19 protein-coding genes are annotated in these 24,076 nt (G+C 45.9%); 10 read left to right on the plus strand and 9 right to left on the minus strand.

What is annotated here, in order from left to right; translation table 11 throughout:
• Together aroC and psbN are read right to left on the minus strand one after the other, a co-directional pair.
• Entirely contained in the window at positions 1 to 1,101 is a 1,101-nt protein-coding gene (gene aroC / locus OSC7112_RS11185; protein WP_015176006.1) for a chorismate synthase, read from the minus strand.
• A 244-nt stretch (positions 1,102 to 1,345) separates the two neighbouring features.
• On the minus strand, positions 1,346 to 1,477 hold the full coding sequence (psbN, locus tag OSC7112_RS11190) for a photosystem II reaction center protein PsbN (protein WP_006633693.1): 132 nt from the start codon (positions 1,475 to 1,477) through the stop codon (positions 1,346 to 1,348).
• Between the two features lie 213 nt (positions 1,478 to 1,690).
• Here psbN and psbH point away from each other — a divergent pair, with 213 nt between their 5' ends.
• From psbH to OSC7112_RS11210, 4 genes are all read left to right on the plus strand, one after another.
• The gene (gene psbH / locus OSC7112_RS11195; protein ID WP_015176007.1) at positions 1,691 to 1,894 is read left to right on the plus strand and encodes a photosystem II reaction center phosphoprotein PsbH; all 204 of its coding nucleotides are present in this window, start codon (positions 1,691 to 1,693) and stop codon (positions 1,892 to 1,894) included.
• A 151-nt stretch (positions 1,895 to 2,045) separates the two neighbouring features.
• Positions 2,046 to 2,306: a TatA/E family twin arginine-targeting protein translocase gene (locus tag OSC7112_RS11200; protein WP_015176008.1), complete on the plus strand. Its 261-nt coding sequence runs from the start codon at positions 2,046 to 2,048 to the stop codon at positions 2,304 to 2,306.
• Positions 2,307 to 2,969: an aminoacyl-tRNA hydrolase gene (gene pth / locus OSC7112_RS11205; protein WP_015176009.1), complete on the plus strand. Its 663-nt coding sequence runs from the start codon at positions 2,307 to 2,309 to the stop codon at positions 2,967 to 2,969.
• On the plus strand, positions 2,966 to 3,232 hold the full coding sequence (locus tag OSC7112_RS11210) for a DUF3146 family protein (RefSeq protein WP_015176010.1): 267 nt from the start codon (positions 2,966 to 2,968) through the stop codon (positions 3,230 to 3,232). The genes pth and OSC7112_RS11210 overlap by 4 nt, the downstream gene beginning before the upstream one ends.
• A gap of 81 nt (positions 3,233 to 3,313) precedes the next feature.
• On the opposite strand, the gene OSC7112_RS11215 is transcribed toward OSC7112_RS11210, so the two are convergent.
• Together OSC7112_RS11215 and OSC7112_RS11220 are read right to left on the minus strand one after the other, a co-directional pair.
• The gene (locus OSC7112_RS11215; protein WP_015176011.1) at positions 3,314 to 3,661 is read right to left on the minus strand and encodes an S-layer domain-containing protein; all 348 of its coding nucleotides are present in this window, start codon (positions 3,659 to 3,661) and stop codon (positions 3,314 to 3,316) included.
• 81 nt (positions 3,662 to 3,742) lie between these two features.
• A complete protein-coding gene (locus tag OSC7112_RS11220) occupies positions 3,743 to 4,576 on the minus strand; it encodes a CPBP family intramembrane glutamic endopeptidase (protein ID WP_015176012.1) in 834 nt (277 codons plus the stop codon).
• Between the two features lie 399 nt (positions 4,577 to 4,975).
• Here OSC7112_RS11220 and OSC7112_RS11225 point away from each other — a divergent pair, with 399 nt between their 5' ends.
• The gene (locus OSC7112_RS11225; protein WP_015176013.1) at positions 4,976 to 6,424 is read left to right on the plus strand and encodes a GTP-binding protein; all 1,449 of its coding nucleotides are present in this window, start codon (positions 4,976 to 4,978) and stop codon (positions 6,422 to 6,424) included.
• Positions 6,425 to 6,622: 198 nt separating this feature from the next.
• Here OSC7112_RS11225 and OSC7112_RS11230 read toward each other — a convergent pair whose 3' ends face one another.
• Both OSC7112_RS11230 and OSC7112_RS39590 read right to left on the minus strand, forming a co-directional pair.
• Positions 6,623 to 7,297, minus strand: a complete 675-nt coding sequence (locus OSC7112_RS11230; protein ID WP_015176014.1) for a hypothetical protein — start codon at positions 7,295 to 7,297, stop codon at positions 6,623 to 6,625.
• A gap of 133 nt (positions 7,298 to 7,430) precedes the next feature.
• Positions 7,431 to 7,616: a hypothetical protein gene (locus OSC7112_RS39590; RefSeq protein WP_190274366.1), complete on the minus strand. Its 186-nt coding sequence runs from the start codon at positions 7,614 to 7,616 to the stop codon at positions 7,431 to 7,433.
• Between the two features lie 275 nt (positions 7,617 to 7,891).
• On the opposite strand from OSC7112_RS39590, the gene OSC7112_RS11235 reads away from it, so the two are divergent.
• Both OSC7112_RS11235 and OSC7112_RS11240 read left to right on the plus strand, forming a co-directional pair.
• Positions 7,892 to 9,286: a 3' terminal RNA ribose 2'-O-methyltransferase Hen1 gene (locus OSC7112_RS11235; RefSeq protein ID WP_015176015.1), complete on the plus strand. Its 1,395-nt coding sequence runs from the start codon at positions 7,892 to 7,894 to the stop codon at positions 9,284 to 9,286.
• Positions 9,287 to 9,416: 130 nt separating this feature from the next.
• Positions 9,417 to 12,059 (plus strand): polynucleotide kinase-phosphatase, encoded by a 2,643-nt coding sequence (locus OSC7112_RS11240; RefSeq protein WP_015176016.1) that lies wholly within the window; start codon positions 9,417 to 9,419, stop codon positions 12,057 to 12,059.
• A gap of 276 nt (positions 12,060 to 12,335) precedes the next feature.
• Here the strand turns inward: OSC7112_RS11240 and OSC7112_RS11245 are convergent, their stop codons facing one another.
• Positions 12,336 to 13,544 (minus strand): argininosuccinate synthase, encoded by a 1,209-nt coding sequence (locus OSC7112_RS11245; RefSeq protein ID WP_015176017.1) that lies wholly within the window; start codon positions 13,542 to 13,544, stop codon positions 12,336 to 12,338.
• A 318-nt stretch (positions 13,545 to 13,862) separates the two neighbouring features.
• Here OSC7112_RS11245 and OSC7112_RS11250 point away from each other — a divergent pair, with 318 nt between their 5' ends.
• The 3 genes from OSC7112_RS11250 (at position 13,863) to argZ (ending at position 21,332) form a co-directional block, all read left to right on the plus strand.
• Positions 13,863 to 14,801: a glycosyltransferase family 2 protein gene (locus OSC7112_RS11250; RefSeq protein ID WP_015176018.1), complete on the plus strand. Its 939-nt coding sequence runs from the start codon at positions 13,863 to 13,865 to the stop codon at positions 14,799 to 14,801.
• A 709-nt stretch (positions 14,802 to 15,510) separates the two neighbouring features.
• Positions 15,511 to 18,666, plus strand: coding sequence for a PAS domain-containing protein (locus tag OSC7112_RS11255; RefSeq protein ID WP_015176019.1), 3,156 nt, complete (start codon positions 15,511 to 15,513; stop codon positions 18,664 to 18,666).
• Positions 18,667 to 19,217: 551 nt separating this feature from the next.
• A complete protein-coding gene (gene argZ / locus OSC7112_RS11260; RefSeq protein ID WP_015176020.1) occupies positions 19,218 to 21,332 on the plus strand; it encodes a bifunctional arginine dihydrolase/ornithine cyclodeaminase in 2,115 nt (704 codons plus the stop codon).
• A gap of 395 nt (positions 21,333 to 21,727) precedes the next feature.
• On the opposite strand, the gene OSC7112_RS11265 is transcribed toward argZ, so the two are convergent.
• A complete protein-coding gene (locus OSC7112_RS11265; RefSeq protein WP_015176021.1) occupies positions 21,728 to 22,873 on the minus strand; it encodes a citrate synthase in 1,146 nt (381 codons plus the stop codon).
• Between the two features lie 684 nt (positions 22,874 to 23,557).
• A complete protein-coding gene (gene sixA, locus OSC7112_RS11270) occupies positions 23,558 to 24,052 on the minus strand; it encodes a phosphohistidine phosphatase SixA (RefSeq protein ID WP_015176022.1) in 495 nt (164 codons plus the stop codon).
• Positions 24,053 to 24,076: the final 24 nt, after the last annotated feature.

Raw genomic sequence — 24,076 nt, forward strand, 5'->3', positions numbered from 1 at the left:
TTAAAATTCAGGCTTTAAGGTTCCACATTGTCCGTGATGGCGCAGCAGATGATCGCACAACACTAAAGCTACCATCGCTTCCACCATTGGCACAGCTCTTGGCAACACGCAAGGGTCGTGCCGTCCCTTGGCAGCCAGCAGCGTTTCTTCGCCTTCTCGGGTAACGGTGCGCTGCTGCTGGCGAATTGTCGCAGTCGGCTTGAAGGCCGCCCGCAAAATGATATTTTCGCCGTTAGCAATCCCACCCTGAATTCCGCCAGAGCGATTCGTCACTGTACGAATTACACCCTTATCATCAGTATAGTATTCATCATTATGTTCGCTGCCCTTGAGCAGAGTCCCGGCAAAGCCCGAACCAATTTCAAAGCCTTTGCTGGCGGGCAAGGACATGATGGCTTTGGCCAAGTCGGCTTCGAGTTTGTCGAATACGGGCATTCCCAGCCCTTTGGGTACGTTGCGGGCGACGCATTCGACTACACCGCCGATCGAATCTCCGCTGTCGCGAACTTTTTCGATCAGTTCAATCATTCTTTCGGCGCATTCGGCATCTGGACAGCGGACGATGTTGCTTTCTATTTGTTCTAAGGTAACAGTGTCGGGGTCGGCGACACATTCTAAGTCTTTGATGCGTTTGACGTAGCCGACTATTTCGACTCCTGCTGCTTGAGAGAGAATTTTTTTAGCGATCGCCCCTGCTGCTACTCTACCTATTGTCTCCCTCGCCGAACTGCGACCTCCGCCTTGCCAGTTACGAATTCCGTACTTGGCATCGTAGGTAGCGTCAGCGTGAGAAGGGCGGTAAGTTGTCGCCATTTCGCCGTAATCTTGGGGGCGAGTGTCTTGATTGCGGACTAAAATTGCGATCGGCGTTCCCAAAGTTTTGCCTTCAAACACTCCCGACAGAATTTCGCAGGTATCTGCTTCTTTGCGGGGCGTGGTAATTTTGCTTTGGCCGGGGCGGCGGCGATCGAGTTCGGCTTGAATTTCCGATGCGTCGATCGACACTAGGGGCGGGCAACCGTCAATTACTACTCCCACACCGCCGCCGTGAGATTCCCCAAATGTCGATATCCGAAATAGATGCCCAAAGGTATTGCCCATTCTGCTTTTCCCTGAAACTTGATAATTTTTAGCTTAAATGGAATAGAGATTTACTGTATTTCTGAAAAATATACCATTGACCAGAAGGCGACAGGCGATCGCCCCACAGCATCACTCCCTTCCCGCCCTTAGAAGAATATCTACCAGGGAGAGAGGGAGAGACAGAGAATAGGAGATATCTGGAAACACACTTAAATTCATCCGTGTATCCGTGTCCGAATCCGTGTTGTGGCTTCCTTCTTCTTTAGTCTTCGTGTTCTTCAAAAGGATCTCTCAATTCCTTAGAAGGGGGACCGAAAGCGGTGTAGATCGAGAATCCGGTGATTGCCACCAGGCACACGCCCAGTGAAATGCCTAGAACTGCTGCAGGTTCCATATTTTTGATCGATTATGAGTGCACCACTCTATAATATTACAAAAAATAACAATCCGTCTGAGAAGTCTAGTGATTTTAGGCGCTGTACGGTATGGCAGTCAACCCCCACTCCCCGTTTTCCGAGTCCCCCTGCTGCATTTCTGAGAAATTGCGATCGCAATTAGCGGTAGAAATATGTCAAACTTTTCTGTAGAGATTCATTGCAGGTGACTTATGGCACAACGGACTTGGTTAGGAGATATACTCAAACCCCTTAACTCGGAATACGGCAAGGTAGCCCCCGGCTGGGGAACCACGCTGTTGATGAGCGTGTTCATTGGACTGTTTTTCGTGTTCTTGTTGATTATTTTGCAAATCTACAACTCTTCTCTGATTCTGGAGAGTGTGGATATGGATTGGTCGAGTCTCGGCCGCTAAAAAATGATCGCAAAACAGTAAGGCTAAAAGTAAAAGCTGAGGGTTGAGGAGAAAGGGTAAAAGCTAAGTTTTCCCGTTTTTCCTTACCCTTTACGATTACTTTTGCCATAAATAAACAAGAAGTAACTAAACAAATTGCAGGAGAAAAACCATGAATATTTTTGGCATTGGTTTGCCGGAAATGGCAGTTATTTTTACGATCGCCCTATTGGTATTTGGCCCGAAAAAATTACCTGAAATCGGTCGGAGTATGGGGAAAGCAATTCGGGGCTTTCAAGACGCTTCGCGGGATTTTGAATCGGAGTTCACGCGGGAAGCCAAGCAGTTAGAAGAAGCAGTAGCAACTAGCAGCAAACCGGAAACTGAAAAACTCGCGGCGGCTACTCCCAAGGAAGATAGCACAGGCAGTTAAATGAACAACACTCAGAAGTCGGAAACACCAGCGGAGTTAGTGATTCCCCAGCTAATAGTTGGGTTGGGAAATCCCGAACCTAAATACGATCGCACCCGACACAATATAGGCTTTAATGCTGTAGATGCCTTGGCTAAATCTTGGCAAATTTCCCTGTCGGAAAATCGCAAATTTCAAGGCATATTTGGCGAGGGAAACCGGCCGCGGGGACAGAAAATCCGCTTGCTGAAACCGCTTACTTACATGAATCTGTCGGGTCAAGCGATTCGGGCGGCGACGGATTGGTACAAAATACCTGCGGAGTCGGTGTTAATAGTATACGATGATATGGATTTGCCGATCGGGAAATTGAGAATGCGGCTTGCCGGTTCTGCCGGCGGACACAACGGCATGAAATCGACAATTTCTCATTTGGGCACAGACAAATTTCCCCGCTTGCGGATTGGCATCGGCAAACCTCAAAACGATGCTGCTAAAAATGAGAAAGATACAATTTCCTTCGTGTTAGGAAAGTTTTCCTCAGAGGAAAGTCAGTTAGTAGAGAAAGTGCTTAAACTGGTTGTAGAAGCTGTGGAACTAAGTCTGCACCAGGGAGTAGAAAAAGCCATGAGCCTTTACAATAGTCGCACAATTGCAGAAACAAACGCGGAAACAAAAAGGTGAGTTCGAGACGTTTGCCTGAAACAACTGCATATGTCCGGGTTACTGGCCAATCTTGGCAAAAAGGCACGATAGAGGGTGAAGTCACTGCCGGCAGTTTTGAGTGGCAGTTTCAGTGGCGTTTCACCGCAGAAAAAACACTGATACTTGAGCCTTCTCAGGGTAGGGCATTGATTCAGGAACCGCTGCACCGTTTCCTGGAAAAATGGGATTATCAATTAGAACCAGGTGGCGATTATTCGTTTACGGTTCGGGCTCAGTTTTAAAATCTTGGGAATGGGAAATGCGGAAAAGGGAATCGGGAATGCAAACTTTCTCTCGTAAGATATCCCGATTCCACTAATTCTTTAATTAATCAGGGGGAATCGCTGTAATGGGAAATTGGGAAAAGGTAATGGGGGAGGCCAAGTTTCTCTAGTAGTATCTCCCGATTCCAGTAATTCTTTAATTAAAGCAGGTGGCGTCGCTTCTCGGTAAGCCCCGCAATAATACATTGTCAAAACAGCTTTGTAAGCCCAGTGATCGGAAGGTACATCCGTAAAAGGATTGGGCAGGGTTTCGGCTTGACTCTGCACGCAAGCATTGAGAATTTGTTCTCGCGCTGGCTGCAATTGTGGAGTATTTTCTGCTTTTGCAGGAGCTGAAATACCTGTATAAATTAACAGGGTAGCAGTGGCAAAGATGGTGAGTTTCATACATTTATAAATTTCTGAATAAGTTGATTTGTAGTGAGGAGTTTAGTCCTAAAAATTTGGAAAAATAAGGACTCTTCGTTCCTAGTACAAACCTTTGGAATGTTCGGACATTTTTCGCATTCCCACAGCCAAGACACTCAAAAACAACAGCCCCACCGCCCCAGCTAGCGGATTGCCGTTAACTCCTGTCACCCAATCGGGAACCGATGCCGAATATCGCACTAACTGCCCGATGTTAATCATGTAATATCCCCAGACTAAACCTGCATGAAGCCCGATCGACAAACCGAGGCGATTGTGGCGGGATCTTTTTCCCCAAACCAGAATCAAACCCAGCAACAACAACCCCGGAAACTGAGGCCAACTCCGCAGCATGGCGGCAACGGGTTTGAGAAAATGAGATAGGGCAAACACCAGGCTATTCGCCCACAGAGATATTTTATAATTGTAATCCCGCTGCAACTCGTCCAGCAACCAACCCCGGAATACCAACTCCTCGGCAAAACCTACTCCCAGGGCGCTTAACAGCCCTTCGGCGATGATTCTCGGCAAATTATCAGAATTTTGCCACGCGACTAAGCCGAACAGCCCTTGCACCGCAAATAAGCTGAAAGTGAGCAAAAGCCCGATCGCCAATCCGATTAAAAGCTCAAAACCGTTTTTTCGCGTATTGATTAAACCGTAACTTTTGAGTAATTGGGTTTGTCCGTAAACCTGTTTTCCCCAGCGCGGCACGAGGAACAAAAACTCTGCAAACAACAATCCCATTGTCAGAATAGTTGCGAGGTTACTATCTTTAACTAAGAGATAAATTGGTGCGGCTAGCGGCAGCCAAATTGCTAGCAAGATTAATAGGAAAATTATTACACGTAAAGGAAATGGATAACTGGCTATTATTTGGAGGCGGTTAATCATTGTTGTAAATGAGTTGAAATTGGGTAAATCGGCTTATTGGTCTGTCGGACAGTCCGACAGGGGTTAAAAACCCCTGTCTCATAGCGAAAGTCCTCTCAAAGAGGACTGAAATTTGTCACAATCTAATTTAGGTTGGCAGTCGGTTTTAACCGACTTTTGCTATAAGACGGGGATTTAAATCCCCGGCTGGCTTGCGGGTGAATGCGAGAACTGTTGGCTGAGTCAGGCTTGAGTAAATCCGAGAGTCAGGCTTGAGTAAATCCGAGAGTCAGGCTTGAGTAAATCCGAGAGTTAGAGTTGGATAAATCCGAGAGAATGTACAAAGCAGACGGAAAAAGCTAGAATGGCATCATATCGGTTGAAACTTTAAGTGAAGCAAAGCTATAAGATAAGGTAACAATGACTGAAGCCTCCGATTTTTCCAATGTCGATCGCGAATTAGATGACACAATTTTAAGCTTCGCAGACATTCAGGCAGAACTCAACCTGCGCCACGCTAAAGATGCTCTGCGAGATATCGTAGAAAATCTCGACTTGACAGTTCAAGAGCGAACTGGACTGGAACCGGAAATTGGCGGGTTGGAGAAAATGCTCGACAAGCTAGAGCGCGCTTGCGTGCAAATAGCCGTGTTTGGCATGGTGGGAAGGGGAAAATCTTCGGTTTTGAACGCGCTTTTGGGTCAAAATGTGTTTGAAACTGGCCCGACTCACGGGGTGACTCGCACCACCACTATCGGGCAGTGGGATGTCGGAGAGGGAATGGATCGGAATTTGCCCGATAGATTTTCGCCAGTTATTTATCGTTTGTCCCAAGTTGAATTAGTCGATACTCCGGGAATAGATGAAGTTGACGGCGAAACTCGCGAACTTTTAGCCCGCCGCGTTGCTCAACAAGCAGATTTGATTTTGTTTGTGGTGGCTGGCGACATTACGAAGGTGGAATACGCAGCACTTTCGCAGTTGCGGGAAGCCGGAAAACCGATGTTATTAGTGTTTAATAAAATTGACCAGTATCCCGATGCAGACAGGCTGGCAATTTATCATAAAATTCGAGACGAGCGCGTCAGAGAATTGTTGTCTCCCGATGAAATTGTGATGGCGGCGGCTTCGCCTTTGACGGCGAGGGCGGTGCGCCGTCCCGACGGCAGTATGGGCGTGCAAATGACTCGCAGTTTGCCACAAGTGCAAGATTTAAAATTAAAGATTTTGGAGATTTTAGACCGAGAAGGCAAATCTTTGGTCGCGCTGAATACGATGCTGTGTGCGGGGGATATTAACGAGCAGTTGGTGCAGCGAAAAATGGAGATTCGAGATGAGGCGGCTAATCGAATTATCTGGAACGGGGTAATGACGAAATCGGTGGCGATCGCACTCAATCCAATTACTGTAGTTGATATTGTTAGCGGTGCGGTAATTGATGTGGTGATGATATTAACTTTATCTAAAGTTTACGGCATTGCGATGACGGAAGCGGGCGCGGTGGAATTGCTGCAAAAGATTGCGATTAGTATGGGGGGAATTACTGCGGGCGAATTGGTGGCTAATTTTGGTTTGAGCTCGTTGAAAGGATTGTTGGGTTTGGCGACGCCGGCGACGGGGGGTTTGGCTTTAGGGCCTTATTTGTCTGTGGCGGTGACGCAAGCTGCGATCGCGGGGGTTTCTTCCTACGGAATCGGTCAAGTTACTAAGGCTTATTTGGCTAATGGTGCTTCTTGGGGAGATGACGGGCCAAAGGCTGTGGTGAGCAAGATTTTGTCTTCTTTGGATGAGGATTCTATTTTAAATCGGATTAAGGAGGAGTTGCGCGCTAAGTTGGATTTGGGAAGTGTGGATAAACAGAAATCTTAGCGATAAGCAGCAAAAAGGAAGAAGGAGAAACTCTGAAATAAATAAAAAAAATAATCAACAACCAATTATTAATTACCAATTACCAATTACCAATTATTACTATCGCCCTTGATGACGCAAATCGATCCCTCGGACTTTGAGAAGGCTGGCACTGCTTACTTTATCTCCTACTTTGACGATCGCCGGATAACTCTCACATTAGGAAGATTGGGACTTAAATTCTTGAGCTAGCGCCTCACAATTGTTCAAAAGAAACCAAAACAGCCAGATATATCCAAGCCTAAGAGCAATAACCCAAATGTTACTCAAAATAATTCCTTCTTGTAGGTAGCGGAAAATAAGTGATAAGGAGCCGAAAATCATTATACCTACACGAATCCAGAGCACTGTGGTGACAAAGCGCAAGTTTCTTAAAAGAAGTCTCTTTAAGGAGATTCCCAATCCCAAAAAAGCAATAGAAAATAGAAAATTTATTCCGACATCAATATAATTTAAAAGCGACTGAAGGAAAACTTCTCTAAATTGTGGAATAAAAATTAAAGATATTGTATTTAAGAACAGAGCCAGACCAATGGAAAAAAAGGATATCCTCATTAGTCCGGGTGTGAATGTACTTAATGTACCCTTTTTAACCAGTACATTATTTCGTTGAACACTATATTCTACTACACCCGAAAACTTGGCTTTAAAAACCACTTCATAGCTTGACATTTTTCCATCTTCACTGACTTTAAAATAGTGTTTAGAGGTGGGAGTAAGAGAGCTGCCTTTTTCGGAAATTGTTTTGTTATCATGAACAATACTTTGTTTTCCCGACAGGCTTAGAATTAATTGTATCTTATGACCACTGACATTAAAACATACTTCAGACATAGCAAATTTTATCCTTATCTTATGCTTCAAATATGCTGATATCTAACTATTAATTAGACTGACTTTTTCAGTATAAAACCCCGAGGTGAGTGATGAGACTGAAACTTTTCAGGTTATTTACCGATTTTAATAATTATACACCGATTTTAATAATAATAAAACTAGAAATTTCCTGACGGGGTGATAGCGCCTCTTTTACCTCGATCGGTAAATCGTTGATGCGGATTGACCTAGAAAAAGATGATGGTTTCTTGACAAGCTTATTGATAACGATCCTGGGCAGCGATCGCCCTTGCACCTCATTCTCTACGATACGCACCCTCTTTCATTGACGATCGTCCGCGAGCATCTTTTTTGAGATCTATAAACTCAAAACCTTGCCTATCAAGTCTTTCAACTTGCTTGTCACCCCGTCAGCACCGTATATTGAGGCTGTGCGTAAGTCCTCTCGCGATTTTTTGTACACTATAGCAATCCTAAATGAGGCGTAAATTTTTTGACCCCACCCCAACCCTCCCCTTACGAAGGGGAGGGAGTAAGAAATTCACAAATGATTTAGGATAGCTATATATAAAGTCTGCCTGCGTAAGTCCTGTGTTATTAACTATTTCCACAACTCGCGTCCCTGCTACAGATTTAGGTTATTTGCTGCACAAACATCCCGATCGCCATCAATCCTTTCCGATGACTTTCGGGCAAGCCAGCGTGTTTTATCCAGAGGCAAATGCAGAAAGGTGCACGGCAGCTTTACTCTTAGATGTCGATCCGGTTGGTTTGGTGCGGGGCAAGTCGAAATCAGGCGATCGCCCTCTCGACCAATACGTGAACGATCGCCCCTACGTTGCGTCTTCGTTTCTGTCTGTCGCCCTCGCCAAGGTCTTTAGTACAGCTCTATCCGGTCGCTGCAAAGACCGCCCGGAACTCGCAGAAACCCCCATTCCTCTAACAGTTAATCTGTCGGTTTTGCCCTGTCGCGGTGGCGAGAAGTTCCTGCGGCAAATGTTTGAGCCGCTGGGGTATCAAGTCGCAGCAAAACCCCTGATTCTTGACGAGCAATTTCCCGAGTGGGGCGCGAGTCCTTACTTTTCTGTGGAACTGCAAAATACAGTTCGTTTGGCGGATTTGTTAAGCCATCTTTACGTGCTAATTCCCGTGTTGGATGACGACAAACATTACTGGGTGGGCGATGATGAAATCGAGAAGTTATTGCATCACGGCGAAGGTTGGTTGAACGCGCATCCCGCCCGCGAACAAATTGCCAACCGCTATCTGAAACGCCAGCGCCGTCTGACGCGAATTGCTGTAGCGCAGTTAGCAGAATCAGATAATATTGACCCGGAGGATCTCGAAGTTTCTCACCAGCAAGAAGAGGAAGTTTTAGAACAGCGAATTAGCTTGAATCAACAGCGTTTGGAAGCTGTGACGGAGGTTTTAAAAGCAAGAGGTGCTAAGCGAGTGGTAGATTTGGGCTGCGGTGAGGGAAAACTGCTGCAATTGCTTTTGAAAGAAAGCTCGATCGAACAAATTACAGGCGTCGATGTGTCCTTTCGGGCATTGGAAATTGCCAGAGAACGTTTGCAGATCGATCGATTGTCTCCGGCAAAACAATCTCGGATTCAACTAATCCAAAGTTCGCTGATTTATCGGGACAGCCGTTTGGCTGGTTTTGATGCGGCGGCGGTGATTGAAGTAATCGAACATCTCGATTTAGAACGGTTAGCTGCTTTTGAGCGGGTTTTGTTTGAATTTATCCGACCCAAAAGTGCGATCGTCACAACTCCAAATATTGAATATAATGTTCGGTTTGAAAACTTGCCTGCGGGCAAATTCCGCCACCGGGATCACCGCTTTGAGTGGACGAGGGCAGAGTTTCAAACTTGGGCGAATGGGGTTGCCGAACGGTTTGCCTGTGGGGTAGAGTTTCGTTGTGTGGGAACTGAAGATTTAGAAGTAGGTTCGCCTACGCAAATGGCTATTTTCGAGATGTAAAATCTATTAACTGGTTCCCAGGATATTCCTGGTAACGAGTAAACGAGTAAAAATCTATTAACTGGTTCCCAGGATATTCCTGGTAACGAGTAAAACGAGTAAACAAGTAAAAAATCTATATTATTAAATAATGAAAATTACGCTTCCAGAACTATCCCTAGTCGTTCTCATCGGTGCATCTGGTTCCGGCAAATCCACCTTTGCGCGGCAGCACTTCCTACCTACAGAAATCATTTCATCGGATTACTGCCGCGGCTTGGTTTCCGACGACGAAAACAATCAAGCCGCCACCGCTGATGCTTTTGAAGTATTGCATTTAATCGCTGCTAAACGTCTGGCTGCAGGTAAGCTAACTGTGATTGATGCCACAAACGTTCAGCCGGAAAGCCGCAAACCTTTGGTGGAATTAGCCCGAAAATACCATTGCTTTTTGGTTGCTATTGTGCTAGATTTACCAGAAAAATTGTGTGGCGATCGCAATCAACAACGTGCAAACCGCAATTTTGGAAATCATGTGATTCGCCGCCACGTTCAGAATTTAAAGCGATCGCTCAAATCTCTAGATAGGGAAGGATTTCGCTACGTTTACGTCCTCCGTTCCCCAGAGGAAATCGAGGCGGTGGAAGTCGAGAGACAACCGCTGTGGAACAACCGCAAACACGATCGCGGCCCTTTTGACATTATCGGCGACGTTCACGGCTGCTGCGACGAATTGGAACAATTGCTGCAACAGTTGGGCTATCAAATTGTTGAAAAAACCGCCGAATCTGCTTTTTGGAATTTTCCTACCTACGCGCACCCAGAAGGGCGCAAAGCGGTGTTTTTGGGCGATTTGGTCGATCGGGGCCCGCGCATTCTCGACACCCTCAAACTCGTGCGAAACATGGTACTCGCAGAAACAGCTTTGTGCGTAGCTGGAAATCACGACATCAAACTGCTGCGAAAACTCAACGGCAAAAATGTCAAAATCAACCACGGACTCGAACAAACCTTAGCAGAAATAGCAGCTTTGCCAGACGAATTTCGCGAATCTGCTGAAACAGAAATCCGCCAATTTCTAGACAGTTTAATCGGCCATTACGTCCTCGATGGCGGAAAATTAGTCGTCGCCCACGCCGGGATGAAAGCTGAATTTCAGGGACGCGCATCGCGCCGCATTCGAGATTTCGCCTTGTACGGAGAAACAACTGGCGAAATCGATGAATTCGGCTTGCCCGTCCGCTACAATTGGGCCGCCGAATATCGAGGTCAGGCAGCGGTTGTTTACGGACACACCCCCGTTCCAGAAACAGAATGGTTTAACAATACTGTTGATATTGACACCGGCTGCGTTTTCGGAGGCAAACTAACAGCTTTGCGGTATCCCGAAAGAGAATTTGTCAGCGTTCCTGCTGCTAGAATTTACTGCGAACCTGCCAAACCGATCCTCTTTCAAGACAGCCCAACTCCACTTAACAATAGAGACATTAATTCACCCGCGATCGATAGCGGTTTGGCGGAAGTAAGTCTCACCGCCCAACAGCAGTTTGATGACGTATTAGACATTGCCGACGTACTCGGAAAACGCATCATTTCAACTCGCCTGCAAAGGAACATTACGATTAAAGAAGAAAATGCGATCGCAGCCCTAGAAGTAATGAGTCGGTTTGCAGCAAATCCCAAATGGCTGATTTATTTGCCCCCCACAATGTCTCCCGCTGCTACCTCCAACGAACCAGGACTTTTAGAACATCCAGCCGAAGCATTTACCTACTACCAACAGCAGGGGATATCGACAGTTGTGTGCGAAGAAAAGCACATGGGTTCCCGTGCAGTTGTTATTGTTTGCCGCGATGAATCTGCTGCTAAACTGCGATTCGGAATTCTCAACAGTAGCATTGGCATTTGCTACACCCGCACTGGACGGCATTTCTTCAATAATTCTACTTTACAAACCGATTTTTTGGTCAGAATAAATACTGCTTTAACTGCTAGCAATTTTTGGGATAGATTTCAAACTGACTGGGTTTGTTTGGACTGCGAATTGATGCCTTGGTCTGCCAAAGCTCAAGAATTATTGCAAAAACAATACGCTGCTGTAGGAACAGCTTCTAATAGTGCATTTGCGGATGCGATTAAAAACTTAGAACAGGCAAGCCAGCGGGGAGTTGAAGTTAGTTCTTTGCTAACTCGCTACCAAGAGCGAGCCGAACTAGCCGATCGCTATGTTCATGCCTATCAGCGCTACTGCTGGCCAGTGAAATCGCTCTCCGACCTCAAATTAGCACCTTTTCACATCTTGGCAACTGAGGGAACAGTTCACACTGACAAAAATCACTGCTGGCACATGGAAGAGATTTCACAATTTTGTAAAGCTGACCCGGAATTGCTGTTAGCTACTGAATACAAAATCGTTGAAATTGCCGATTTTGACAGCAGATTCGCAGGGATTCAATGGTGGGAAAAACTGACGGCGGCGGGAGGCGAAGGAATGGTTGTTAAACCAATGGATTTTATTGTGAAAAATAGCAAAGGACTCGTACAGCCTGCGGTAAAATGTCGCGGTAAAGAGTATTTGCGAATTATTTACGGTCTGGAATATTCTTTGCCGGAACATTTAGAAAAACTGCGATCGCGCGGACTTTCCAGCAAGCGTTCTTTGGCGTTGCGAGAGTTTGCTCTCGGTGTAGAAGCATTGGAGAGATTTGTGGCGGGTGCTCCATTGAGACAAGTTCACGAGTGCGTTTTCGGAGTTTTAGCGATGGAGAGCGAACCTGTCGATCCGAGGCTGTAATCTGAAGGTAGAAAGCAGGCGAAAATCTCGGTTTGAAAGTAATCTGGCAGGGGTTTAAACCCCTGCCTCAAAGCTAAATTTGTCTGAAGACAGTTCAACAAATTATTAGGAAAACAACCAATTACCAATTACCAATTATTACTGTATCTTACTAACTCCTAACTTAGGTAATTGGCACAGGTTGGGCAATTGCGGCAAATAAGGTGCGCCATGTACACCCTACTTTAATTCCACGAATCGGCGGCTTAACATCAGGTTTTTAACCCTAATTTTCTCCTATTTGTCACCTCTATTTTTCTCCGACCAAATGCGGGTTGGTAGTCCCCAAACATAGACAAATCCTTCGGCAGCTTTGTGATCGAATTCGTCCTCTGCGCCGTAGGTTGCTAAGTCGAAACTGTACAGAGAATTGTCAGATTTGCGGCCGACAATTGTGGCATTTCCTTTGAACAGTTTGAGCCGCACGGTTCCAGTGACTCGCTTTTGCGTGTCCTGAATAAATGCGTCTAAAGCTGTTTTCAAAGGATTGTACCAAAGACCGTTATAAATCATTTGGCTGTAGGTTTCTTCGATGCCTCGCTTGTACCGCGTCACATCTGCTGTCAGCGTCAAACTTTCTAAGTCTCGGTGCGCGTGCATCAAAACTAAAATCGCTGGTGTTTCGTAAATTTCCCGCGATTTAATCCCGACGAGGCGGTTTTCAATCATGTCAATCCGGCCGACTCCGTGGTTTCCAACTATTTCGTTTAGCTGGGAAATTAAGGCGACTGGTGATAATTTTTTGCCGTTTAAACTGACAGGATTTCCGCAATCGAAACCGATTTCTATGTATTCGGGTGTGTCGGGAGTTTGCTCGATCGCCTTTGTCATCAAATAAACTTCCTCTGGCGGTTCCGCCCAAGGATCTTCGAGGATTCCGGCTTCAATTGCCATTCCCAATAAGTTGCGATCGATACTGTAAGGCGAAGACTTTTTCACTGGCGACGGAATACCGCATTTCTCGCCGTATGCGATCGTTTCCTCGCGGCTCATTTTCCACTCCCGCGCCGGTGCTAAGATTTTAATCTTGGGGTTGAGCGCGCCGATCGACACATCGAACCGTACCTGATCGTTTCCTTTGCCGGTGCAACCGTGGGCGATCGCATCTGCACCGTATTTTTCCGCAGCTTCTACTAACAATTTAGCAATCAGCGGGCGAGCCAGGGCAGTCGAAAGGGGATAACGGTTTTCGTAAAGTGCGTTAGCTTGAATCGCTGGAAACGCATAGTCTTTGACAAATTCTTCGGTAGCATCAATAACTAAAGATTCCGAAGCACCGGATGCTAAAGCTTTTTTGCGGATCGGTTCTAATTCATCTCCCTGTCCCAAATCCGCAGCCAGAGTAATTACCTCTTCCACACCCCACTCGTTTTTGAGGTAAGGAATGCAGACGGAGGTATCCACTCCGCCCGAATATGCTAGCACAACTTTTTTAGCGCGACTCATTGCTATTTACATCCTGAATTTAACTGACATCTTGCACCACTGTCACTAAGTTTTTCAGGGCGGGCTCTCCGGCCCAACCCCTACTCCCCACAAAAAAATATCATTTTTGTGGAACAGGCATCTTGCCTGTTCTTGAGAATGGTGCCTAATGTGAGGTTTAACCGACTTTTCATTATGCACCTAATTGAGGTCGATTCTTGTCAGAAATAGTACAGATTTATATATTCTTTTTTTGTTAAACTTTGCTATTTCCCTGGGGAGTTGCTGCGAAAAATCTGCTACCGTGGGATACGGTAACTGTGGCGATGGGGAAAAGCCGTGTTTTTTAGTGTTGTGATTCCGACGTACAATCGTAAACCGATTTTGGCCAAATGTCTACTGGCTTTGGAAAATCAGCAGTTCGGTGAGATTGTCAGAGAGTATGAAGTAATTGTCGTGGACGACGGATCGACGGACGGGACGCTGGAGTGGTTGGTGGCAAATGCTGACTTGTTGCCTCATGTGCGATCGATCTGTCAATCTCACCAGGGCCCGGCGGCGGCCCGGAATTTGGGCGTTGAAGATGCTAAGGGCGATACGATTATTTTTATTGACAGCGATTTGGTGGTAACAGAGCATTTTTTGCAAGCACACGCCGATGCTTTGCTACAGGGTTACAAAGATACTGATGCTGTTTTTACTTACGGCAGCGTGATTAATACTTGCAATTTCGACAATCCTACCTCAGAACCTTACAAAATCACCGATTTTTCGGCGGCTTATTTTGCTACGGGAAATGTGGCGATCGCCCGCCACTGGCTGCTGGCTGCTGGACTTTTTGACACTCGCTTTCAACTGTACGGATGGGAAGATTTAGAGTTGGGAGTTAGGTTGAAAAAATTAGGTTTGAAACTGATTAAATGTCCGGCTGCTGTGGGCTATCACTGGCATCCACCTTTTAGTTTAGAGCAAATTCCGGGCATGATTGACCGAGAAATTCAGCGCGGGAGAATGGGAGTTTTGTTTTATCAAAAACACCCAAGTTGGGAAGTAAGGATGATGATTCAAATGACTTTTTTGCACCAAATCCTGTGGGGAGTTTTATCATTAGGTGGGATGCTCAACGAGCGAACGATGACTCCTTTTTTGCAGTGGTTGATTGACCGAGGCAAGCCGCAGCTTGCTTTAGAAATTGCTCGGATTTTTCTTAATTGGTATAACGTGAAAGCCGTGTACGCCGCTTGCGATGAATTGCAGCCCGAGACAAAGATACCATAAATCAGCCCGACAGCGCCAATAAAATATAAGATATTGTAGGATTTTTTCAAGGCCCATTGGTGTCAACTTAAGCTGATAATTAGTAAAGGTATACTGTTTGACAATTATGCCGGCACTGCCCTAGCGCTGCTTAAGAAGGGGGATTTAGGGAAGGCAAGACTGGGAGCATCTCATATTTGTAAAAACACTGATTCTGGCTTCTGACTTCTGACTCTTTTCTCCTGGCTTCTGACTCCTAACTCCTAACTCCTATTTCTAGCGGAGGGCTGCTTTCATTGAGATGCTCCCGGCAAGACTTGGATACAAACCAGAAAAACAAATAATTTTAGTCTTAAGTTGACACCCTTCGGCCTGTTTTAATTAACCTTTCGAGTGTGGATATCTACTGACAAAACATAATACAGAACCCCCCGGTAAAGAAAGGCAAAACCTGGTTATAATAATTGTAAAAGTAAAAGCTTGACCTTCGATCAAAATTGCTTGCTTAGCCTGTGATTTGAGGAATATAGGCTGTTTTCTCACTCGGCTCCGATAATTTGAGCCACCAAATTTTTTAAACGAGCATTACTTTTGATATAATGACAAATAATTTAGGAGTGTGCTAGAGAGCCAATAGTTGTGCTGGTTTATCTGAGAGTGTTAGCTACAAGCGGTTAATGACTTAAAAAAAAATTCCACATATACAACTTGAATAGTTTGAGGGTCTGCTGTGAATACAACTGACAATAAAAATCCAAAATTAGAAACACTTAGACTTCAAAACACTGTCTTACAACAAAATATTTTAATGGTGGACGACCATCCAGAAAGCTTGCGGCTTTTATCCCAGCTTTTGTCTAAGCGGGGATATAAAGTGCGGCCGACACGAGATGGCAAATTGGCTCTTAACTTTGCTCTGTCGAGTCCACCAGATTTGATTTTGCTGGACATCATGATGCCCGGTATGGATGGATATCAAGTCTGCGAACAGCTAAAAGCTTGTCCGCAAACCAAACATATTCCTGTGATTTTTATTAGCTCTTTAAATGAAGTTTTTGATAAAGTCAAAGCTTTTTCGGTGGGCGGGGCAGACTACATTAGTAAACCATTTCAAACAGAAGAAGTGGTGAGCCGCGTCGAAAATCAACTGCTTCTGAGCCGTCTTTATAAACAAATTTTAGCACAAAATGCGCGGCTGCAAGCAGAAGTAGAAGAACGCAAGCGGATCGAAGCAGAACTCCGAGACAGCCAACGCTGGCTGTTGGCAGTAATTAAAACACATCCTAATCTTTTGTACGTTTCCGATTTGATTGAACAGCGAACTCTTTATATCAACCGCGAAATATATAGCGATATTGGCTACACCCTTGAAGAAATCCAGCAGATGGCAGGAGGATTTCTTCCTAACTTAATACACCCTGACGATTTGCCAGGATTCTCAGAACACCTGAGCAGGATTGACGCAGCAAAAGACGGTGAAAGCTTTGAGTTTGAGTACCGAATTCAGCACAAAAATGGTGAATATCGCTGGTTTGTTAGCGTGGATACAGTGTTTGCCCGAACAGCCGACGACAAACCTTGGAAAATTTTGGGAACGGCTACTGAAATTAGCGATCGCAAACAAGCAGAACTCGATCTTAAAACAGCTTTAGCTGCTTTGGAACGGCAAATCAAACAAAGATTTCTGCTAGAAACAATTACTCTAGAAATTCGATACAGCTTAAATCCCGATCGAGTTTTTCAAACAGCGAGTGCCCAAATAGGTAGAATTTTTCATGCCGATTGCTGCTTGATTCACACCTACACAGAAGACCCAATTCCCAGAATTTTTAATGTGGCTGAGTATAGAAAAAATGCCTCCAAATCGCTTTTAGATTTAGAAATTCCCATACATGACAATCCTCACGTTCAGTTTTTATTGTCCCAAGACCAAGCTGTAGTTTCTGACGATGTTTTGTCCGAAACACTGCTAGAAAACGTCCGAGATATTTGCTGTCAAATAGGTCTAAAATCGATGATATCCATCCGCACTTCCTACCAGGGAAAAGCCAATGGAATGATATGCTTGCATCAGTACGATCGCCCCCGCCACTGGACGCAGGATGAGATCAGATTATTGAGCGCTGTGGCGGCACAGATGGGAATTGCGATCGCTCAAGCCAATCTTCTCGAACAAGATAAACAACAGCGACTTAAACTTCAACAAAGCGAAGCTAGTCTGGCAGCAGCCCAGAAAATTGCTCATATCGGCAGTTGGGAATTTGATTTAGTCACCAATAAAATTACTTGGTCAGAAGAAGTATTCCGCATTTTTGGTCTGGACTCAACCGCAACTGAACCGACATCTGCCCAACTTGTAAAGATGTGTCATCCCGACGACAGAGAATTATTTCAACAAACAGTCAGCCTAACTATCTCACAAGGAATTGCCTACAAAAGAGAGTTTCGATTTTTGCATCCTAGCGGTCAAATAATATACGTCGAAGGAAGGGGAGAAGCTGTTTTTAGCGAAACTGGGGAAGTAATCAAACTGTTGGGAACAGTGATGGATATTAGCGATCGCAAACAAGCCGAAGCCGCTTTGCAAATTAGCGAAGAACGTTTTTATCTGGCATTTGAAGGCAGTGCCATGGGCTTGTGGGATTGGAATCTTGCCACGGGAGAAGTCTATTTTAACCCGCGGTGGAAAATGATGCTGGGATATGAAGTAGAGGAAATAGCAAATAGTTTCGCATCCTGGGAGCAACTGGTGCATCCAGAGGATTTGTCTCCGGCTAAAGCAGCGCTAAATGCTCACCTGGAAGGCCAAAATCCTACTTACGAGGTGGAATTTAGGATGCTGACAAAATCCGGCGAGTGGAAGTGGATTTTGGCTCAAGCGAAGGTGATGGAACGCGACGCTTCGGGAAATCCTTTGCGGATGACGGGCACGCATATTGATATTAGCGATCGCAAACAAGCCGAAGTAGATTTGCAATTTAGCGAACACCGAGAACGAGAAAAAGCGAAACAGTTAGAAAAAACTCTGGGAGACTTAAAAAATGCTCAATCTCAGCTTATTCAAGCAGAAAAAATGTCAAGTATTGGGCAAATGGTAGCGGGAGTGGCCCATGAAATTAATAACCCCATCAGTTTCATCTACGGCAATATTATTCCCGCCGCACAGTACGCTCGCGATTTGGTAAAATTGATCCATCTCTACCAGCAATACTATCCCGAACCTGTTCCAGAGATAGCCCAACAATTGGCAGAAGTCGAGGTGGATTTTATAGCTGGCGATTTTCCAAAAATCATGGCTTCAATGCAAGAAGGTGCTAACAGAATTAAGCAGATAGTGCTGTCTTTGAGAAACTTTTCGAGACTCGACGAAACCGAGCGCAAAGTAATAGATATTCATGAAGGGATAGAGAGCGCTTTGGTGATTTTGCAGCACCGATTGCAGTCACAGCCAAAAAGTCGGGAGATTCAAGTTATTAAAAATTACGGGAACCTGCCCAAAGTCGAGTGTTATCCGGCTCAATTAAACCAAGTATTTATGAATTTGCTGGTGAATGCGATCGACGCTATGGAAGAGTCATCAGCAAACTGTACTTGCAAAGTTAATCAGATTCGCATTGTTACTGAAGTCAGCAGCGAAAATCAAGTGTGCGTGCGGATTTTTGACAGCGGGCCCGGTATCCGTCCCGAAGTTCAGTCAAGGATGTTCGATCCATTTTTTACTACCAAACCGATCGGCAGTGGCACTGGTTTGGGCTTGTCGATTAGTTACCAAATTGTTAAAGATACCCACCGCGGTAAGCTGGAGTGTCATTCAGAAGTTGGCCGGGGAACAGAGTTTGCGATCGAACTGCCGATTTCGCAAAAAAAGTTGAAAGTTAAAAGTTAGGATAAGCTGTTAAATGATGGGCGGTAAATTAACCATAATTTTAGTAGGGGCCGGTTCACCAACCATCTATCATACAAGCCAGAGATGAACCCAAGCCCGCCCCGACTTTAAGAGTGGGGGCAATTGCAGCGGAGCTCATATTAATCGTCTATCAGAACCTATTTTAGAGTGCCTCATAACCTGACCGAAAACATCCAGGATACAAGCCCCCGGATTCATTCCGAAAGCAGACTCAGGACTCAGAAATAAAAAACCTGTATCCGATGAAACTTGCCGAACGTATTTATCCGTGGGGTCAATCCTAAAATCTAAAATCTAAAATCTAAAATCTAAAATCTAAAATCTCAAATCGATTGACATTTTCTCCCGTATTTCCTGCGAACGGTCTGTCATTTAGTTTAATCTTATCTTAAACATGATATAATAAAGAGTTACCCTTTTGAGGCTCCAGACGTTGGGCTGCTAAAATTAGTAGTGAATATTACAGTTGCTATTATACAAACTCTGTCAACATACGTCTGCTGTAGCGTCTACCACTTTTTAACTGAATTATGACTGACTCAATTCGCTTCCTCATGTGTGCTCCCGACCACTACGATGTGGATTACGTGATTAATCCGTGGATGGAGGGAAATGTCCACAAATCATCGCGCGATCGCGCCGTCGAACAGTGGGAAAAACTCTACCACGTCCTCAAAGAAAACGCCGTAGTAGACCTCGTACCGCCCGAAAAAGGCTGGCCGGATATGGTTTTCACCGCCAACGCAGGCTTGCTTTTAGGCAATACCTTCGTCCTCAGCCGTTTTTATCACAAAGAACGCCAAGGCGAAGAACCCTATTTCAAAGCATGGTTTGAAAGCAAAGGTTTCACCGTGCACGAACTCCCGAAAGACTTGCCGTTTGAGGGCGCTGGCGATGCTTTGCTCGATCGCGAAGGACGCTGGTTGTGGGCCGGATACGGCTTCCGTTCCGAACTCGACTCGCACCCGTTACTAGCAAAATGGCTCAACATAGAAGTGCTTTCGCTGCGTTTAGTTGACGAACGTTTCTATCACCTAGACACCTGTTTTTGCCCTCTGACAGGCGGCTATTTGCTCTACTATCCAGCCGCATTTGACTCCTACTCCAACCGCTTAATTGAAATGCGAGTTGCACCGGAAAAACGCATTGCCATTGAAGAAGCCGATGCCGCAAATTTTGCCTGCAATGCGGTCAATATTGACAAAATTGTGGTAATGAACAAGGTTAGCGAAGCCTTGAAAACGCGCATTACTCAGGCCGGTTTTCAAGTCATTGAAACGCCGATGAGCGAATTTCTGAAAGCGGGCGGCGCCTGTAAGTGTTTGACGCTGCGGGTAACGGAACCGGTGCAAGAAGATCGATCGGCAAATGTGATGGTAGAAAGCCGCACAATTCGCATGGAAGGTCACTTGCTCGATGCCGGTTTAATCAGCCGCGCTTTAGACTTAATTATCGAAAACGGCGGCAGTTTCCAAGTGCTCAATTTCAATTTAGGAGAGCAGCGGCAAAGCACATCATCTGCAGATGTTAAAGTTTCGGCTCCTTCCCACGATGTGATGGAAGAAATCATGGGAATGCTGATTGACTTGGGTGCAGTGCCCCCGCCTCAAGAGATTTGCGACGCTATTTTAGAACCGGTAGTGCAAGATGGTGTCGGCCCGGACGACTTTTATGTGAGTACAATTTATCCCACGGAAGTGCGGGTAAATGGTCAGTGGGTGAAAGCGCAAAATCAGCGGATGGATGGAGCAGTTGCTATTACTGAAACTGCTGATGGTCCAGTGGCTAAGTGCAAATTATTGCGCGACTTAAAAGTAGGAGAAAAAGTCGTTGTTGATGTGGTCGGCATCCGCACCATCCGCAAAACAGAATCGCGGGAACAGCGCAATTCTCAAGAATTCAGCTTTATGTCGGGCAGCGTTTCTAGCGAACGCCGCGTAGAATTGGTGGTGGAACAAGTAGCGTGGGAATTGCGCCAAATTCGCGATCGCGGTGGCAAAGTTGTAGTTACCGCAGGGCCTGTTGTCATCCACACTGGCGGTGGCGAACATTTAGCGCATTTGATTCGCGAAGGTTACGTGCAAGCGCTGTTGGGCGGAAATGCGATCGCAGTTCACGACATGGAACAATCGAATATGGGAACCTCTTTAGGGGTTGACATGAAACGCGGCATAGCTGTACGCGGCGGACACCGGCATCACTTGAAAATAATTAACGCTGTGCGGCGTTACGGGAGTATTGCAAAAGCTGTTGAAGCAGGGCTGGTTACTAACGGTGTGATGTACGAGTGCGTGAAGCATAATATACCGTTTTCTCTGGCCGGTTCGATCCGCGATGACGGGCCGCTTCCCGACACGCAAATGGATTTAGTTAAGGCTCAAGAAGAATATACCGAACTGCTGCGCGGTGCGGATATGGTGTTAATGCTGTCGTCTATGCTGCACTCAATTGGTGTGGGAAATATGACGCCGGCGGGTGTGAAGATGGTCTGTGTGGACATTAATCCGGCGGTGGTGACGAAATTGAGCGATCGGGGTTCGATCGAGTCTATTGGAGTTGTTACCGATGTGGGATTGTTCCTAAGTTTGTTGGTGAATCAATTGGATAAATTGACCAGCCGCCATCATGTAGCTCAATCTGTTTAGATTTAGCTAGTCTGCTCGTTACCAGGCTTTTCCTGGTAACGCAGATGCGGAGGCTCTGGAATTAAGAGATTTAACCGCAGAGGGCGCTCCAGAACGCAGAGCGAGATTCCAGAGAGATGAATAATTCCGATGAAGCGCGGATTTGATATTACTTAGGGCAATAAAAAACCTCAGACCTACAAGCCTGAGGACCGGAGTTCCTGAAAATCGTCACTTGTTATTATTGTCGCCAACTAACAGCACAAAATACAAGAGGGGTGTAACCCAGCACAGCAGCTTGTGGCAGACAGAAATTGCTTCGTGACTCGGAAGGCGAAAGCAATTTTTAATTCAACACTTCACGAAAGCAAAACAATTATTCTCGCCATTTACAGATCTGGGTTGATAATTTTGCTTTAGGATGGGAGTCTGTCCTCGATCGCAATATAAGGAGCACCGTGAGTCCCCGTATATATTTGAGTCGGGCGGTAAATGCGGTTGGCCTCTAGCTGTTCCTTCCAGTGGGCCAGCCAGCCGGCAACGCGGGCGATCGCAAATACGGGCGTAAACAAGTCTGTAGGAATTCCCATTTTGCGGTAAACCAAACCCGAATAGAAATCTACATTTGCATAAATTCCCTTGTGAGCTAGTTTTTCCTCAACCACTTCTTCTAACTTGACAGCAATGTCGTAATAATCATCGCGGCCGAAGTTGTCAAATAACTGTTCTGCTAACCCTTGGAGAATAGTTGCTCTCGGATCTTTCACCTTGTACACGCGGTGGCCGAACCCCATGATTTTGTCCTTGTTTTCAACGCACTTCTCGACAAAAGGCCGCACGTTTTCTACCGAACCAATTTGCTGCAACATATCAATCACTTCTTCATTAGCTCCCCCGTGCAGGGGCCCCGCCAAAGTGCCAACTGCCGAAGCAATTACCCCGTAAGGGTCTGTCAGCGTCGAAGCTGTTACCATTGCCGAAAATGTAGAGGCATTAATTGTATGTTCGGCGTGGAGAGTCAGACAAGTGTCAAAAATGCTAGCTAACAGCGGATCGGGTTCTTGCTCGTTGAGCATATACAGAAAGTTAGCCGAGTAGTTCAAGTCATCCCTAGGCCGCACCGGGTCATTTCCCCGCCGCATTTGCTGGAACGCCGCCACCATAGTCGGAATTTTCGCTAGCAGCCGCACGACAGCTTCTCGAATGTATCCCTGGTTGGGGAGAGCTCGGCGCGAGTAGAACAAGCCCAAGGCTGCCGCAGAAGCTTGCAGCGCGTCCATTGGATGTCCTCTTTCGGGAAAGCATTTCATCATGTCGCGGATGCGATATTTGATCCGGCGGTGATAGCGAATTTCATGCTCGAAAGCTGCTAGTTCTTCCTTTGTCGGAAGTACCCCCCAGATTAATAAATATGAAGTTTCAACAAAGGAACTTTTCAGTGCCAGTTCCTCGATGCTAATCCCGCGATATTCCAGCAACCCTTTTTGTCCATCGACGTAGCTAATGCTGGACAAGGTGGCGGGAACACCTTCTAAACCTGGTTTGAATTCGCCGACGACCATTGCGATACCGTTTTGTGTGAGTTCAATCTACATAAAAGTACATTACCAGAAACCAAGATAGTGTCACAGTCTTGACAATTGACACTCCCGGACCTAAAGGCGTGGGGATGCTTAATTCATCGACTGACCTTTAAGCGCTATGTCCTTTCGGCACTTCTTAAACCTTTCAACCGTACAACATACCAATTGACGAGTTCAACTCACAGCAACCCCAGAGGGTCTATCTCCAAAAGCGTACTAGGATATGAACCTAGAGTTCGGGTATGCCCTACCCTACTTAACAAATGAACCAAATTATTTTTGTCTGGTAAAAAGAATGCGTTGATTCTCTAGCTGTTTTAAGAGTATTCGCTGCTCTGTGTCCAACAATTTATGCCTAAAAGTGTGTCTTAACTGTTTCACGATGGCACAGGAGTTTAACCTTGACGATTGTAGTATACTACAAATACCAGCAATTCCCTAATTTTTAGGAATGGATTTAAGAAATTAAAGCCGGCCACTGAAGAAGGGGTTTTAAACCCAATTTCCAAATAATCATTTAATTGCGCTTCAGAAACCGTGTTTTTCAACAGAGATCCCGATCGCACCGCTGCGTATTGTCGCCCCTCAAACCCGGTTTCGCCGTCCCAGAATGCGGGTTTAAGAGGGCTGGCGCGTCGTTAATGTCGGGGCGGTTCGCTGTTTCTACGACAGCAAAAATTTGGGCGGAGTCAGCCAGAACATTTGGCTGCGGCCCACTGGGGAGCCTGTTTCAGGAAGGATTAAGCCGATGATGCCTGCTTTTTTGAGAATCAGGGCGTCTTGCGATCGAGCCCAAAGCAAAGTTTCTGCCCAGTGGCCTAAGTTTGGTTGGTGGCCCACCAGGGCCAAGCTGGGACTACCTATTTCCTGCCACTGTTTGTACCAATCCAACCACTTCCCGATGTCTCCTGAAGGTGCGAGGGTGGCGGATTCTTCTATTTGGGAACTCAAACCGACTGTTTGCAGGATTTGGGCGGTTTGCTGCGCCCGCAGAAGGGGACTGGTGAGAATCAGGTCAAACTGAATTTCGAGTTGGTATAGCCGCTGGGCGATTTTCCGGGTTTTGCTCGCACCCTCTTTAGTCAGCGGGCGTTCTGAGTCTGTATCGTATTCTTCGGGTGCGGCCGCGATACCGTGACGGATCAGATATAAATGCAATGTCCCTGTCCTTTTGATAGCTGT

The organism is Oscillatoria nigro-viridis PCC 7112 (genome assembly GCF_000317475.1).
GTDB classification, from domain to species: Bacteria; Cyanobacteriota; Cyanobacteriia; order Cyanobacteriales; family Microcoleaceae; genus Microcoleus; species Microcoleus nigroviridis.